The sequence below is a fragment of the Curtobacterium sp. C1 genome (assembly GCF_021049325.1).
GTDB lineage: Bacteria > Actinomycetota > Actinomycetes > Actinomycetales > Microbacteriaceae > Curtobacterium > Curtobacterium citreum.
On the sequence record NZ_CP088076.1, the window covers coordinates 2,751,195 to 2,764,911 of the forward strand.

General features: G+C 73.6%; 14 protein-coding genes. 9 read left to right on the forward strand and 5 right to left on the reverse strand.

Annotated elements, in window-relative coordinates; translation table 11 throughout:
- Nucleotide 1 precedes the first annotated feature (1 nt).
- The 3 genes from LQK89_RS13160 (at nucleotide 2) to LQK89_RS13170 (ending at nucleotide 3,072) form a co-directional block, all read left to right on the forward strand.
- The gene (locus tag LQK89_RS13160) at nucleotides 2-1,522 is read left to right on the forward strand and encodes a tripartite tricarboxylate transporter permease (protein ID WP_231049369.1); all 1,521 of its coding nucleotides are present in this window, start codon (nucleotides 2-4) and stop codon (nucleotides 1,520-1,522) included.
- Nucleotides 1,523-1,612: 90 nt separating this feature from the next.
- Nucleotides 1,613-2,620, forward strand: coding sequence for a LacI family DNA-binding transcriptional regulator (locus LQK89_RS13165; protein ID WP_231049370.1), 1,008 nt, complete (start codon nucleotides 1,613-1,615; stop codon nucleotides 2,618-2,620).
- Nucleotides 2,621-2,682: 62 nt separating this feature from the next.
- Nucleotides 2,683-3,072 carry a VOC family protein gene (locus LQK89_RS13170; protein WP_167510131.1) on the forward strand — a complete coding sequence of 130 codons (390 nt, stop codon included), beginning with the start codon at nucleotides 2,683-2,685 and terminating at the stop codon, nucleotides 3,070-3,072.
- A 145-nt stretch (nucleotides 3,073-3,217) separates the two neighbouring features.
- Here LQK89_RS13170 and LQK89_RS13175 read toward each other — a convergent pair whose 3' ends face one another.
- Nucleotides 3,218-3,985, reverse strand: a complete 768-nt coding sequence (locus tag LQK89_RS13175) for an esterase/lipase family protein (protein ID WP_231049371.1) — start codon at nucleotides 3,983-3,985, stop codon at nucleotides 3,218-3,220.
- Nucleotides 3,982-4,755 carry an alpha/beta fold hydrolase gene (locus LQK89_RS13180; RefSeq protein ID WP_231049372.1) on the reverse strand — a complete coding sequence of 258 codons (774 nt, stop codon included), beginning with the start codon at nucleotides 4,753-4,755 and terminating at the stop codon, nucleotides 3,982-3,984. The genes LQK89_RS13175 and LQK89_RS13180 overlap by 4 nt, the downstream gene beginning before the upstream one ends.
- Nucleotides 4,756-4,838: 83 nt before the next feature.
- Between LQK89_RS13180 and LQK89_RS13185 the strand changes: the two genes are divergently transcribed.
- From LQK89_RS13185 to LQK89_RS13195, 3 genes are all read left to right on the forward strand, one after another.
- On the forward strand, nucleotides 4,839-5,288 hold the full coding sequence (locus LQK89_RS13185) for a hypothetical protein (RefSeq protein WP_231049373.1): 450 nt from the start codon (nucleotides 4,839-4,841) through the stop codon (nucleotides 5,286-5,288).
- Between the two features lie 39 nt (nucleotides 5,289-5,327).
- Entirely contained in the window at nucleotides 5,328-5,876 is a 549-nt protein-coding gene (locus tag LQK89_RS13190; protein WP_141862643.1) for a dihydrofolate reductase family protein, read from the forward strand.
- A 112-nt stretch (nucleotides 5,877-5,988) separates the two neighbouring features.
- Nucleotides 5,989-7,320: an NAD(P)/FAD-dependent oxidoreductase gene (locus tag LQK89_RS13195; RefSeq protein WP_229666944.1), complete on the forward strand. Its 1,332-nt coding sequence runs from the start codon at nucleotides 5,989-5,991 to the stop codon at nucleotides 7,318-7,320.
- Between the two features lie 35 nt (nucleotides 7,321-7,355).
- On the opposite strand, the gene LQK89_RS13200 is transcribed toward LQK89_RS13195, so the two are convergent.
- Nucleotides 7,356-8,258 carry an SDR family oxidoreductase gene (locus LQK89_RS13200; RefSeq protein WP_231049374.1) on the reverse strand — a complete coding sequence of 301 codons (903 nt, stop codon included), beginning with the start codon at nucleotides 8,256-8,258 and terminating at the stop codon, nucleotides 7,356-7,358.
- A gap of 94 nt (nucleotides 8,259-8,352) precedes the next feature.
- Here LQK89_RS13200 and LQK89_RS13205 point away from each other — a divergent pair, with 94 nt between their 5' ends.
- From LQK89_RS13205 to LQK89_RS13215, 3 genes are all read left to right on the forward strand, one after another.
- Nucleotides 8,353-8,925 carry a TetR/AcrR family transcriptional regulator gene (locus tag LQK89_RS13205; protein ID WP_231049375.1) on the forward strand — a complete coding sequence of 191 codons (573 nt, stop codon included), beginning with the start codon at nucleotides 8,353-8,355 and terminating at the stop codon, nucleotides 8,923-8,925.
- Nucleotides 8,926-8,992: 67 nt separating this feature from the next.
- A complete protein-coding gene (locus LQK89_RS13210; RefSeq protein ID WP_181819265.1) occupies nucleotides 8,993-10,204 on the forward strand; it encodes an acyltransferase family protein in 1,212 nt (403 codons plus the stop codon).
- A 49-nt stretch (nucleotides 10,205-10,253) separates the two neighbouring features.
- The gene (locus tag LQK89_RS13215; RefSeq protein WP_231049376.1) at nucleotides 10,254-11,432 is read left to right on the forward strand and encodes an FAD-dependent oxidoreductase; all 1,179 of its coding nucleotides are present in this window, start codon (nucleotides 10,254-10,256) and stop codon (nucleotides 11,430-11,432) included.
- A gap of 10 nt (nucleotides 11,433-11,442) precedes the next feature.
- On the opposite strand, the gene LQK89_RS13220 is transcribed toward LQK89_RS13215, so the two are convergent.
- Nucleotides 11,443-12,324, reverse strand: a complete 882-nt coding sequence (locus LQK89_RS13220; protein WP_231049377.1) for a UbiA family prenyltransferase — start codon at nucleotides 12,322-12,324, stop codon at nucleotides 11,443-11,445.
- Nucleotides 12,325-12,429: 105 nt separating this feature from the next.
- The gene (gene fdhA, locus LQK89_RS13225; RefSeq protein ID WP_058743180.1) at nucleotides 12,430-13,650 is read right to left on the reverse strand and encodes a formaldehyde dehydrogenase, glutathione-independent; all 1,221 of its coding nucleotides are present in this window, start codon (nucleotides 13,648-13,650) and stop codon (nucleotides 12,430-12,432) included.
- Nucleotides 13,651-13,717: the final 67 nt, after the last annotated feature.

The window sequence follows — 13,717 nt, forward strand, 5'->3', positions numbered from 1 at the left end:
CGTGGACGTGCTCGGTCTGCTCGGGGACGGCTTCGCCGGTGCCCTCAGCCCCGCCAACCTGCTCTGGGTCGTCGTCGGGTGCCTGCTCGGCACCGCCGTCGGCGTGCTCCCCGGCCTCGGTTCCTCGATGGCGGTCGCGCTGCTGCTGCCGGTGACGTTCTCCCTCGACCCGACGGCGGCGTTCATCATGTTCGCCGGCGTCTACTTCGGCGGCCTGTTCGGCGACTCCACGATGGGCATCCTGATGAACACGCCGGGCCAGGCCTCGGCGATCGCGTCGACGTTCGAGGGCCACAAGATGGCGCTGAACGGACGCGCTGCCCAGGCGCTGGCGACGGCGGCGATCGGCGCGTTCGTCGGCGGGATGATCGCGTCCGTGCTGGTGGTCTTCCTCGCACCGGCGTTGGCGTCCTTCTCGTCGAGCTTCGGACCCGCCGAGTTCTTCGCCCTCGCGCTGTTCGCGTTCGTCACGACGTCGTCGGTCGTCACCGACGACGCGCTGAAGGGCCTCGGGTCGCTGTGTCTCGGCCTCGGCATCGCCGTGATCGGCGTCGACGGCATCTCCGGCGCACCGCGCTTCACGATGGGCGTCCCGGAGCTGTTCGACGGCATCTCGCTCGTCACGGTGACGGTCGCGGTGCTCGCACTCGGCGAGGTCATCTACGTCGCATGCCTCGCCCGGCACCTGAAGGACGGTCGGATGGTGCAGGCCACCGGGCGTCCGTGGCTGTCGAAGCGGGAGCTGCGCGAGGCGGCGCCCGCCTGGCTCCGCGGCACCGCGATCGGGTTGCCCTTCGGCGTCGTGCCCGCGGGTGGGTCCGAGATCCCGACCTTCCTGGCGTTCGGGCTCGAGAAGCGACTCGACGCCCGCCGGAAGGACCCGCAGTTCGGCCGCGGGGCGATCCGCGGTCTGGCCGCGCCGGAGGCAGCGGGCAACTCGACGACCGGCATGGCGATGGGCGCGCTGCTGTCGCTCGGCCTGCCGGTGTCGGCCACGGCGGCGATCATGCTCGCCGCCTTCCGCCAGTACGGCCTGCAGCCGGGACCGCTGCTGTTCGACCGCTCCCCCGACCTGGTCTGGGCGCTGCTCGCGTCGTTCTTCATCGCGATGGTGGTGCTGCTCGTCATCAACCTGCCGTTCGCGATGCTGTGGGCGAAGCTGCTGCGCATCCCGCGGGCGTACCTGTACGCGGGGATCGCGGTCTTCTGCGGGCTCGGCATCTACGCGACAAGCGGCTCGGTGTTCGACCTGCTCATGCTGCTCGGCATCGGGCTCGTCGGCTTCCTGATGCGGGCGCTCGACATCCCCCTCGCGCCGCTCATCATCGGCATGGTGCTCGGTCCGCTCGCCGAGACGAGCCTGCGGGACGCGGCGCTGAGCGCGGACGGGGACTTCTCGGTGCTGGTGGCCGGGCCGATCCCGATCGTGCTGTACGCCGTGCTGGCGGTCGTGGTCGCGGCCACCGTGACCAGCCGCATCCGGGCGCGACGCGCTGCGCGGCGCGATCTGGTCGACGCGTAGTCAGGTCGTCGGTCGTCAGGTCCGGGGCCCGTCCCCGCGACCGGACCTCCGGGCCACCAGACGTCCGGAGGTCCGCGCTACGCTCGTCGGATGCGCGCGACCGTGCGGGACGTGGCGGCCATGGCCGGGGTGTCGCCGAAGACCGTCTCCAACGTCATCAACGGTGGCGTCGCGGTGCGCCCGGCGACCCGGGAGCGCGTCGAACGTGCCCTCGCCGAGCTCGAATACGTCCCGAACCTGTCCGCCCGCGGGCTGCGCAACGGACGGTCCGGGGCGATCGCGCTGACGCTGCCCGAGCTCGGGAACGCCTACTCCGCTGAGCTCGCCCAGTGGTTCGTCGAGCTGGCGCGCGAGCGCGGCTGGACGGTGCAGCTCGACCAGACCGGCAACGACCCGGACCGCGAGCGCGAACTGGTCTCGCGGGCCCGCGCGCACCTGGTGGACGGGCTCGTGCTCAACCCGGTGTCCCTCAGCGCGAGCGTGCTCGCCGAGACCGAGGGGCTGCCGCCGACCGTGGTGATCGGCGAGGTCGAGCCGGAGCACGTCGACCAGGTGCACGTCGACAGCCGGCTCGCCGCACGCGAGGTCACGACCCACCTGCTCGACCGCGGGCACCGGCGGATCGCCGTCGTCGGGGCAGCGCGCCCGACGGACGCCACCGCCACGAGCGAACTCCGCGACCAGGGCCACGCGGACGCGCTCGGCAGTGCCGGCCTCGTGGTCGACCCCGCGCTGCGCGTGCCGCTGCCGGCGTGGACGACGAGTGCGGCGGCGACGGCGTTCGCCGCATGGCTGGACACGAACCCGCTGCCGGACGCGGTGTTCGCCTACACGGACTCCATCGCCTTCGGCGTGCTGCACGTGCTCGCGGCGCGGGGCGTCCGGGTCCCGGGGCAGGTGAGCGTCGTCGGGTTCGACGACGTCGACGCGGCGGCCTACGCGATCCCCGCGCTGACCACCGTGTCGTTCGACCGTCGGGCCTTCGCGACCGCTGCGCTCGATCTCCTCACCCGGCGGATCGCGGACCCGTCGGCAGCACCGGAGACGGTCGTGGTGCCGCACCGAATCGTCGAGCGCGCGAGCGTCCGGGAACGCTGACCGGACGCACCGCCCGGGCGCGCTGGACGAGTGGTGCGACGGCCGGGGGTACCGTCCGCGCCATGAGCGCCGACGACCCCGCGATGCCCGTCCTGACCGCGACCGTGCTGCAGTCCCCGGAGCCGGTCGCCCTCGCCCGCTTCTACGGCGCGCTGACCGGGTGGACCGTGCACGAGGACGGACCGACGTGGCTCCGGGTCCGCCCGGCCGACGGCGGTCCCGGTCTGTCGGTGCAGTACGACGACGCCTACGTCCCGCCGGTGTGGCCGCCCGAGTCCGGACGCCAGGGCATGCAGCTGCACCTCGACTTCCAGGTGGAGGACCTGCCCGCGGCGACCGCCCGCGCCCTCGAGCTCGGGGCGACCGAGCACGCGTTCCAGCCCCAGGACGACGTCCGGGTGCTCCTCGACCCGGACGGCCACCCGTTCTGCCTGTTCCTGCCGGGCGCCTGACCCGGCGACCAGGGCAGCACGCCCGACCGGGCCGACGCGCCGGGCGCACCACGTGCCTCCAGGCCGGGTCGCGCCGCGACGGCGGACCGCAGCGAGACCCGGTTCCGCGGACGAGACTCGGGCCTCCGAGGCACGGATCTGTCCGTCAGGCCGAGTCTCGGGCCTGCCCCGGCCCCGCGGCGGCGGCCAGCACCGCCTCGCGCGTCTGCCGCGCGGCCAGGATCCGGAAGTGCCCGCCCACCGGGACGCGCACGTTCGTCGCACCCGCGAGCTCGCTCCCGGCCGGGATGAGCGTGTCGAAGACCCCCCATACCGACGTGATCCGCGCGTTCACCGCGAGGTCCCGCCCGAGCGCCGCGAGCACCGGGTCCGCGGCACGGAACACCCGCAGGTGCCGCACCGGCGCGAGCCGCGCGTAGGCCGACCCGGCGAACGGCGTCGACACGGCGACCATCCGGTCGATGCGGTCCCCCTCGGGCAGGGTCATCGCGTACTTCCCGATCAGCCCGCCCTTGCTGTGCGCCACGACGAGGACGTCGCGCAGGCCCTCCGCCTCGAGGTACGCGAGCACCTCGCGCGCGGACTCCGGCACCGGCCGGATGTTGTGCCGCAGCACGGGCAGCACGTGGACGGGGTGCCCGGCGTCGTGCAGCGCGTCCATCAGGGGACGCATGAAGTGCCAGGTCTCGTAGACGCCCGGCACGACGACGACCGGCTGGCCCTCGCCGGTCCGGTAGTCCTCGGCGGTCGTCGGGCCGGCACTCCGCAGCTGCCACCGCGCCGCGTACCACCAGTCGAGGACGGCCCACCACGCGCGCCGCAGCACCGGCACGCGGTCCACCGGCAGACGGCCTGGAGGCACGGCTCGCGTCGGTCCCGCCGCCGCGGCCGAGCGGGCGGTCGGGTCCGTCACCGTGCGTCCTCCAGGGTCTGCACGCGGCGGAACTCCTCGACGAGTCGTCCGAACGCCTCCGGGTGCCGCTCCTGCACGTGGTGCCCGCCGGGCAGCTCGACGAGCGCCCCGCGCGGGGCCGCGTGCGCGAGGGACTCCGACCACTCCCGCCGCGCAATCGGGTCGCGGTCGCCGCGCACGACGAGCACGGGTTGGGTGAGCCGGGGCAGCACGTCCTCGAGCCGGTACCGGAGCATCGGGCCGAGTTCGCGGACGTACTGCCGGATGCTCCGCAGGTAGTCGGTCGTGACGACGGCGTTCATGCGCGGGGTCTCGACGACGGTGTCCCGAGCCAGGTCGAGCGCCTGCCGGAGCAGGGTGCGCCGGGACCGGTCGCACACGGGGCCGACCAGGACGACGGCCCGGACGACGTCGGGGTGACGGAGCGCGGCCTCCGCGACGACCTGCGTCCCCATCGACTGCCCGATCGCGACGACGGTCTCCGCGCCGCCGTCCCGGACCGCCGCGACGACGAGGTCCGCGAGCTCCTCGACCTGCAGCCGGCGGCAGGCCGGCGGGAGGCCGCCGAACCCCGGCAGGTCGACGGCGACCGTGCGGTGGGTCCGGGCGAGGACCCGCTGCGTGCGGGCGAAGGACCGGTGCGACATCCCGATGCCGTGCACCAGGACGACGGTCGGGGCCAGGGAGTCGTGCAGACGGCCGGCCGGCGCCAGGGTCCGGAGGCGCACGCGGAGGTCCCCGACCTGGAACGACCCGACCCGTGCGCGCACGACCCGAACCTACCCGCGGGTTCGCAGCGCCGGGTCAGGGTCGTCATCGGTTCCTCTTGGCCGAGCAGAGTGCACTGGCGCGCATGAGCGACCACTCCCCGAACACCGCACCGAGCCACGCGCCCGTCCCGCCGCACGGCTGGGGCGCGGCGCCCGCCGCCGGTCCGACCGCCACGCTCGACGGGCCGCCCGCCGCAACCGGCCAGCCCTCGTGGGCCGCGGCCCCGGTCGGTCCCGCCGCCTGGACCGGACAGCCGTCGGGGACCGCGGGGCGCACGCGTCCGAAGCCGCCGTGGTTCTGGCCCGTGGTGGCCGTGGCGGTCGGGCTCGGAGCCCTGCTCGCGGGCGGTGGCGTCGGGTACGCCGTCGGCCACGCCATCGGCGCGTCGCACTCGGGCTCCGTGACCGTCCCGGGCGGCGGGCGCGGCGGGTTCCCCGGGCAGGACGGGCAGAGCGGGCAGGGCGGGCAGAACGGTCAGGGCGGACAGCTGCCCGGTGGCGTGCAGGGCGGCGGGAGCGGCACGGGGAGTTGACCCTCGACGCAGGACGCCCAGGCCCCTAGGCTCCGGGGCATGCGCAAGGTCACCTCGGGGCTCTTCACGTCGGTCGACGGTGTCGTGCAGGACCCGTACACGTTCCAGTACGACTCCTTCGACGCCGAGCTCGGCACGGCGATGACGGCGTGGATGGACCGCACCGACACGGTCCTGCTCGGCAAGCAGAGCTACCTCGAGTGGTCCGAGTGGTGGCCGTCGCACGCCGACGACCCGTTCGGCCGCTGGATCAACCCGATCGAGAAGCACGTCGCCTCGACCACGCTCGACCCGGACCTGACGTGGGAGAACGCGCACCTGATCCAGGGTGACGTCGACGCGTTCGTGCGCGAGCTCAAGGCCGGCGACGGCGGCGACGTCGCGGTGACGGGGAGCGTCACGCTCGTGCGGCACCTGCTGTTCGCGGGGCTGCTCGACGAGCTGCAGCTCATGACGCACCCGGCGATCGCGGGCGCCGGCCGGAAGCTGTTCGAGCCGACCGATCCGCCCACGCGGCTGCGCCTGGTGCAGAGCGTCGTGACGAGCAAGGGCAACGTGCTGAGCACGTACGCGCCGTTCGAGGCCTGACGCAGGCCGCGCCTGACGCAGGCCGCAGGGCCGCAGGGCCGGCGGGACCGCTCCATCGGCACGGTGACGGGCGGGTGGACGGACACGGCTCCCGATCGGCGTACCCTTCTGGGTGGCCGTCGACCGCACCACCCTGGAGATCAGCATGTCCGAGGACACCCGCCCGCACGTCGTCATCGTCGGCGGAGGCTTCGCCGGCATCGCGGCGATGCGTGAACTCGCGGACGCACCGGTCCGGGTGACCCTGGTCGACCGCCACGTCTACAACATGTTCCAGCCGCTCATGTACCAGGTGGCGACGGGCGGCCTCAACGCCGGCGACGTGACGTACTTCCTGCGGAGCCTGCGCGCGAAGCAGTCGAACGCCGACTTCCGCCACGGGCTGCTCACCGGCATCGACGCCGAGCACCGCGTCGCCGAGATGTCCGACGGCGAGCACCTGCACTACGACTGGCTCATCCTGGCGAACGGCGTCAACACGAGCTACTTCGGCACCCCCGGCGCGTACGAGTACGCGTACTCGATGTACTCCCGCTCGCAGGCGCTGCGGATCCGCGACGAGCTGTTCACCCGGCTCGAGGAGGCCGCGGCGAACCAGGGCCCCGACGAGATCCGCGTGGTCATCGTCGGCGGCGGTGCGACGGGCGTCGAGATGGCCGGTGCCCTCGCGGAGCTCCGCGACCAGGCCCTCGAGGGCGCGTACCCCGAGCTCGACGAGGGCGCGATCACGATCACGCTCGTGCACCGCAGCGGCGAACTCCTCAAGCCGTTCGCCCCGCGCCTGCGCCGGTACGCGGCCAAGGTCCTGCGGAAGCGCGGCGTCGTGCTGCGGCTGAACACCGGGGTCGCCGAGGTCAAGCCCGACGGCGTCGTCACGGCCGACGGCGAGTTCATCCCCGCGTCCCAGGTGATCTGGGCGACCGGGGTCGCGGCCCACAAGGAGGTCTCGGGCTGGGGTCTGCCGCAGACCCACGGCGGGCGGATCCAGGTGAACGACGACCTCAGCGTGAAGGGCGTCGAGCGGATCTTCTCCGCCGGCGACATCGCCGCCCAGGACGACGCCCTCGCCCAGCTCGCCCAGCCGGCGCTGCAGGGTGGTCGGCACGTCGCCCGGCAGGTCGTCCGCCTGCTCGAGGGCAAGCAGACCGAGCACTTCAAGTACTTCGACAAGGGCACCATGGCGACGATCGGCACGAACGCCGCGGTCGCCCAGCTCCGCGGTGGCATCACGATGGTCGGCCCCGTCGCGTGGGCCGCCTGGGTGGCCGTGCACATCGCGTCGCTGCTCGGCAACGGCAACCGGCTGTCGACCCTGTCGCACTTCTTCGTCCGCTACCTGTGGTTCATGCGGAAGCGTTCCATCCCGATCGTCGGAGACGTCCGTCCGGTGCGCCCGAACGGGGACCGCGAGCCCGAGCCCTGGCAGATGCAGAAGGCCGAGTAGCCTCCCCCAGCCAGGGCGCCGGGCCCGCGAGCGGGTCAGCGCGCGACGTGCGCGTACGCCCCGGCGGCGATGTCCTCGAGCAGGGTCGGCCCGGTCGGGGTCCAGCCGAAGCGCCCCCGCGTGGCATCGGCCGTCGCGGACATCTCGAGCGCGAAGAACCGGCCGATGAACCCGAAGTGCTGCTCGGCGTCCGCGGGTTCGATGCTCGTGACCGGGAGCCCGAGGGCGTCGCCGATCGCCTGCGCGATGTCCCGGGTCGGGACACCCGTCTCGGCGACGGCGTGCAACCGCGTTCCAGCCGGGGCGTCCTCGAGCCCGAGGCGCACGAGCCGCGCGGCGTCGTCCACGTGCACGGCGGCCCACCGGTTCGTGCCCTCCCCCAGGTAGCCGGACACCCCGGTCCGGACGGCTGCGGCGACGATCGCGGCGATGAACCCGTGGTCGCCGACGCCGTGCGTGGTCGGGCTGAAGCGCGCGCTGACGGCCCGGACACCGTCCGCCGTGAAGTCGAACGCGCGGTTCTCGCTGCCGCCGCGCATGCTGTCCGGGCCGACGAACGGCGAGGGGTCCTGTTCGGTGGCAGGTCGGCCCGGGGCCAGGCCGGCCACCCCGGAGGCCACCACGAGCGGACGGTCGGAACCGGCCAGGGCGCTCCCGAGCGTCTCGACGGCGGCCCGCTCGCTCGCGTTCGTGGCCGCCGGGTTGCCCCAGTCGTGCTTGTTCGCGAGGTGCAGGACGCCCTCGGCGCCCTCCGCCCCGCGGCGCAGGACGTCGAGGTCGTCCAGGTCGCCGCGCAGGACGGCGGCACCGCGGGACTCGAGTGCGGCGGCGGACGCATCGGACCGGGCGAGCCCGGTGACGGTGTGCCCGGTGGCGAGGAGCTCGTCGACGGTGTGGGAGCCGATCCAGCCGGAGGCCCCGGTGACGAACACGTGCATGAGTGTCTCCCTTCACAGGGTCCGTGGCGCGATGTCACGGACTGACATCACCGTAGCACTCGATGTCAGCCACTGTCATCAGTAGACTGCGTCCATGGCTCGTTGGCAACCCGGCACCCGCGAACGCCTGCAGTCGACCGCACTCCGGCTCTTCGCCGAGCAGGGCTACGACGAGACGACCGTCGCGCAGATCGCCGCGGCCGCCGACGTCACCGAGCGCACCTTCTTCCGGCACTTCGCGGACAAGCCCGAGGTCCTGTTCGCCGGCCAGACCGACTTCACCGCGATGTTCACGACCCCGGTCGAGCAGGCCCCGGACGGCACGCCCGCGTTCGACCTGGTCCGGCGGGCGCTCGACTCGGCCGCCGACTTCTTCCCCGAGGACCGCCGCTCGTGGTCCCGGTCACGCCAGGCCGTGATCGACGCCGTCCCCGCCCTCGAGGAGCGCGAACTCGGCAAGCTCGCGAACCTGAAGGTCCGTCTGGGCGACACCCTGCGGGCGCACGGGATCGACGAGCCCCTCGCCACGATCGCCGCCGAGACGGCGGTCACCGTGTTCCACCTGGCGTTCGCGCAGTGGATCGCCGAACCCGAGGACCGCGACTTCCGGACCCTGGTCGAGGAGCGGCTCGCAGCGCTGACCGCGCTCGTGCACCCCGATCACTGAGGGTCCTCTTACCTGGGTGGAGCACGCTGGTCGTCACCCGGAAGACCGATCCTCGCAGGGAGGACCCGTGACGACGAACACGCTCGCCCCCGAGCGCTCCAGCACGACCCGCCGCGCCACCGCGGTCGGTCGAGGGATCGGTGCTGCCCGGACGACGCCACCACCGCCCCTGACGAACCGGGCTCCGGCACTCGACGGCCTCCGCACGATCGCGATCCTCGCGGTGATCCTGTACCACCTGCACGTCCCGCAGTTCGAGGGCGGCTTCATCGGCGTCACCGTGTTCTTCGCCCTGTCCGGGTTCCTCATCACGACGCTGCTGCTCGGCGAGCACCGGAAGACCGGCCGCATCCGCCTCGGCTCGTTCTGGTGGAAGCGCCTGCTCCGGCTGTACCCGGCACTCCTCGCCCTCGTGGCGGTCGGACTGCTGCTGTGGAACTGGGTCGGCGACTACAAGGGCGCGTCGTTCGGTCCGGGCGAGGCCGCGTTCATCGCCCTCACCTACACGGGCAACCTGTTCCGCTCGTTCTGGGACACCACGCAGGGCGTCTTCGCGCACACGTGGAGCCTGTCCATGGAGGAGCAGTTCTACCTGGTGTGGCCGCCCGTGCTCGTGCTGCTCTTCATGGTGCGCGCTCGACGTCGGTGGCTGATGGCCGGCCTCGGTGCGGTCATCGTGGGCTGCTCGATCGCCGCCGGACTCGTCTACCAGACACCCAACGGCGGGTCGACGCCGGACGTGTACTTCTCCCCCGTGCTCGGCGTCGTGCCGCTCGCGACGGGCTGCCTGCTCGCCCTGCTCCTCGACGACGCGCGCGTCCGCACGTGGGCGGCCGGGGTCGCCGGGCACGTCGCGAGCTGGGCGGGCCTGGCGCTCCTCGTCGGCATCCTGCTCTGGATCGGCGACGACTGGACGCAGCACGCGTGGACCTTCGGCGTCGTCCTGCCCCTGACCGGGGTCGTGTCGTCGGTGCTCATCGCCGGGCTCGTCTCGGTCCGGTCACCGCTCTCCGCCGCGCTCGCCTGGACACCGGTGTCGTGGTTCGGCCGCCGCGTCTCGTACTCGGCGTACCTCTGGCACCCGCTCGTGATCGCCCTGCTCGACCCCTTCGCGATCGGGCCGTGGGGCACGGTGTGGCTCATCGCCGTCGCGCTGCTCGTGGCCGTCGGCGCCGCCTACGCGGTCGAGGTCCCGGTCGAGAAGGCCCGCAAGCGCGTCCGCGAAGCACGGTCCCTCGTCGCCGCCGACCGGGCCGAGCGCGCGAGCGTCACGAACTGACCGCTGCGTGGCTGGCAGCCACCGGACCGCCCCTCCGTAGGCTCGGCGCGTGACCTCCGACCCGACCGACGTCCTCGTGGTGGGCGGCGGCCCGGTCGGCCTCCTCGCCGCCGTGCTGCTCGCCGCCGAGGGCGTCGACGTGCGCGTCTGGGAACGCCGAGACTCGGCGCCGACGGGCTCGCGGGCGATCGGCATCCACCCGCCCTCGCTCGCCGTGTTCGACCGGGTCGGGGTCGCCGGTCCCGTCCTGGCCGAGGCGGTCCCCGTCCGCCGCGGTGTGGCCACGAGCCGCGGTCGCGCCCTCGGGACGCTGTCGTTCGACCATGTGTCCGACCCGTTCCCGTTCGTCGCCGCGCTCGACCAGCACCGCACCGAGACGCTCCTGCGGGACCGTCTCGCGGCCCTCGCACCGGACGCCCTCCGCACCGGCACGACGGTCACCGCGCTCGACCCGGAACGCGGGCACGTCGCCGTGTCCGGCGCCGGTCCGGACGACGAGCGGGTGCGGGTCCGCGCGCGGTTCGTCGTCGGCGCGGACGGTGCCAGGAGCACCGTGCGCGACCTGCTCGGCATCCGCACCACCGGCCGGACCTACCGCGAGCAGTACGTGATGGGCGACTTCGCGGACACCGGCGTCGCCCCGGCGGACACCGCGGTCGTCGACGTCGGCCCCGGCGGCGTCCTCGAGTCCTTCCCGCTGCCCGGCGGTCGCCGCCGCTCCGTCGCGCTCGTCACCGGCCCGGCCACGCGACCGTCCGGCACCGACGGGACCGAGGCGGGGCGTGCCTCCCGGCTGGCCACGCTCGTCCGCGAGCGCACCGGCACGGCTCCCGACCCGGCGACCTGCTCGATGGTGAGCGCGTTCCGGACCCGGCGGCGCACCGCCGAGCGGGTGGGCGTCGGGCGCGTCGTCCTGGTCGGCGACGCAGCGCACGAGATCAGCCCGATCGGCGGGCAGGGCATGAACCTCGGGTGGCTGGACGTCGCGGCGCTCGCGCCGCTCCTGGCCGACGCGGTCCGCTCCGGTGACGCGGGTCCGTGGCCCGCCTACGCGGCGACCCGGCAGGCGGCCGCGGCGCGCGCCGCGCGGCAGGCGGAGGCGAACGCGGCACTCGGTCGCCCGGCTCGCGGTGCGCTGCTGGTCGGACGGGAGGCACTGCTCCGGTCCGTCCTGGCACTCCCGTCCGCCAGGTGGCTCGCTGCGACCTACGCGATGGGGTGGGCCTGAGCGGATCGGCTCAGGCGACGAGTCGGGCACCGGCGACGCCGAGCTCGACCACGAGGACGAGGGACGACGCGATCACGAGCCGGAACAGGGCGCGGGTCGGTCGCCCCACCAGGACGAGCCGGACCCCGACCACCGCGAGCACCACCACCACGAGCGCCCCGACGACCGCGAGGACCGCCGCCGCGCCGCGAGCCGGGTCAGCCCCGGCCAGCTGCCCGCCGAGCACGAGCCCCGCCGCGACGACGAGCGACCCGAACGCGAGGACACCGGCACCGCGCAGGCCGAGGCGGTGCGGGAAGCCCCGGACACCCGTGGCCGCGTCGTCGAGCAGGTCCGGGAGGACGTTCGTGCAGTGGATCGCGATGCCGAACACCGCCCCGGTCGCGACCGCCCACCAGGCCGGCCAGGCGCCACCGCCGGCGGCGACCGCGACGACGGGCAGCAGTCCGAAGGCCACCAGGAACGGTGCGACGGACCAGGCCGTGCGCTTGAGCCCCGCGTCGTAGGCCCACCCCGCGGCGACGAGCAGGAGGTGCGCGACGGCCGCGACCGGACCGAGGAACACGCTCGCGAGCACCGCGACCGCGGCCGTGACGAACGCGGCGGTCCGGACGGTCGAGGCTGCGACGAGGCCCCGTGCGACGGGCTTGTCGGAGCGGCCGACGGCCCGGTCGCGGTCCGCGTCGATCCAGTCGTTCGCCAGGCCGATCGACAGCTGCCCCGCCACCACGGCGAGCGCCACGAGCAGCACGGTGCCGAACGGGTGCCCGACCGCGACGGCGATCACCGTGGCGAGGACCGTGACGGTGACGGTCGGCCCGGGGTGCGAGGACGCGAACAGCAGCCGCAGGGTCGACGGTCGGCTGGCCCGGGGTCGGTGCGGTGCGTCCACACGGGCGAGCGTACGGACGGACGGCTGCACGCGGTCGGGCCCGGATGACGGACGGCCCCTGCGCCGCCGGGTGTCGACGGTGCAGGGGCCGGTGGGACCGCCGGGTCAGGCCGCGGGGATGAGGCCGTTCGGGTTGAGGACGTACTTCGTCGCCGCGCCCTTGTCGAACTCCTCGTAGCCACGCGGGGCCTCGTCGAGGCCGATCGGCTTCGCGTTCACGTTCTTCGCGATGCTCGTGCGGTCGTGCAGGATCGCCATCATCAGCTGCCGGTTGTACTTCATGACCGGGCACTGCCCCGTCGTGAAGGACAGCGACTTCGCCCAGCCGGTGCCGAGGCTGAGCGACAGGGCACCCTTCTTGGCGGCCTCGTCGACGCCGCCCGGGTCACCCGTGACGTAGAGCCCGGGGATGCCCAGGGCGCCACCGGCTGCCGTGATGTCCATGAGCGAGTTGAGGACCGTCGCCGGTGCCTCTTCCCCGGATCCGGCGCCGTGGCCCTTGGCCTCGAAGCCGACGGCGTCGATGCCGCAGTCGACGAGCGGTTCGCCGAGGATCTGGTCGATCTGGTCGGCGGGGTCGCCCTTCGTCAGGTCGACGGTCTCGCAGCCGAAGCTGCGCGCCTGGGCCAGGCGGTCGGCGTTCATGTCGCCGACGATCACCACGCTGGCGCCGAGCAGCATCGCCCCGGTCGCAGCCGCGAGGCCGACCGGCCCCGCACCGGCGACGTACACGGTCGAACCGACCTCGACGCCGGCCGTGACCGCGCCGTGGAACCCGGTCGGGAAGATGTCGGAGAGCATCGCGAGGTCGAGGATCTTCTCGAGCGCCTGGTCGCGGTCCGGGAACTTCAGCAGGTTCCAGTCGGCGTACGGCACGAGGACGTACTCGGCCTGACCGCCGACCCAGCCGCCCATGTCGACGTAGCCGTACGCGCTGCCCGGTCGGTCCGGGTTGACGTTGAGGCAGATGCCGGTCTTCCGCTCCTTGCAGTTCCGACAGCGACCGCACGCGATGTTGAACGGGACGGAGACGATGTCGCCGACCTTGATGAACTCGACGTCCGAGCCCACCTCGACGACCTCGCCGGTGATCTCGTGACCGAGGACGAGGTCGCTCGGCGCGGTGGTGCGGCCGCGGACCATGTGCTGGTCGCTGCCGCAGATGTTCGTCGCCACCGTGCGGAGGATCGCCCCGTGGTTGACCTTGCGTCCGACGTTCGCCGGGTTCACACCGGGTCCGTCCTTGAGTTCGAACGTCGGGTAGTCGGTCTCGATGACCTCGACCTTCCCCGGCCCCTTGTACGCGACTGCGTGGTTGCTCGCCATGTGATCCTCCTCGATCGTCGGCGTCGGGACGCCCGCGGTCGCGGGCGTCCTGGTGTGGGAGCCGTCG

Bases quoted from the DNA above. Each gene is read 5' to 3' on its own strand.
- LQK89_RS13170 (WP_167510131.1), top strand. From the start codon at position 2,683: ATGAGCGCCGACGACCCCGCGATGCCCGTCCTGACCGCGACCGTGCTG.
- LQK89_RS13200 (WP_231049374.1), bottom strand. From the start codon at position 8,258: ATGCACGTGTTCGTCACCGGGGCCTCCGGCTGGATCGGCTCCCACACC.
- LQK89_RS13165 (WP_231049370.1), top strand. From the start codon at position 1,613: ATGCGCGCGACCGTGCGGGACGTGGCGGCCATGGCCGGGGTGTCGCCG.
- LQK89_RS13185 (WP_231049373.1), top strand. From the start codon at position 4,839: ATGAGCGACCACTCCCCGAACACCGCACCGAGCCACGCGCCCGTCCCG.
- LQK89_RS13190 (WP_141862643.1), top strand. From the start codon at position 5,328: ATGCGCAAGGTCACCTCGGGGCTCTTCACGTCGGTCGACGGTGTCGTG.
- LQK89_RS13205 (WP_231049375.1), top strand. From the start codon at position 8,353: ATGGCTCGTTGGCAACCCGGCACCCGCGAACGCCTGCAGTCGACCGCA.
- fdhA (WP_058743180.1), bottom strand. From the start codon at position 13,650: ATGGCGAGCAACCACGCAGTCGCGTACAAGGGGCCGGGGAAGGTCGAG.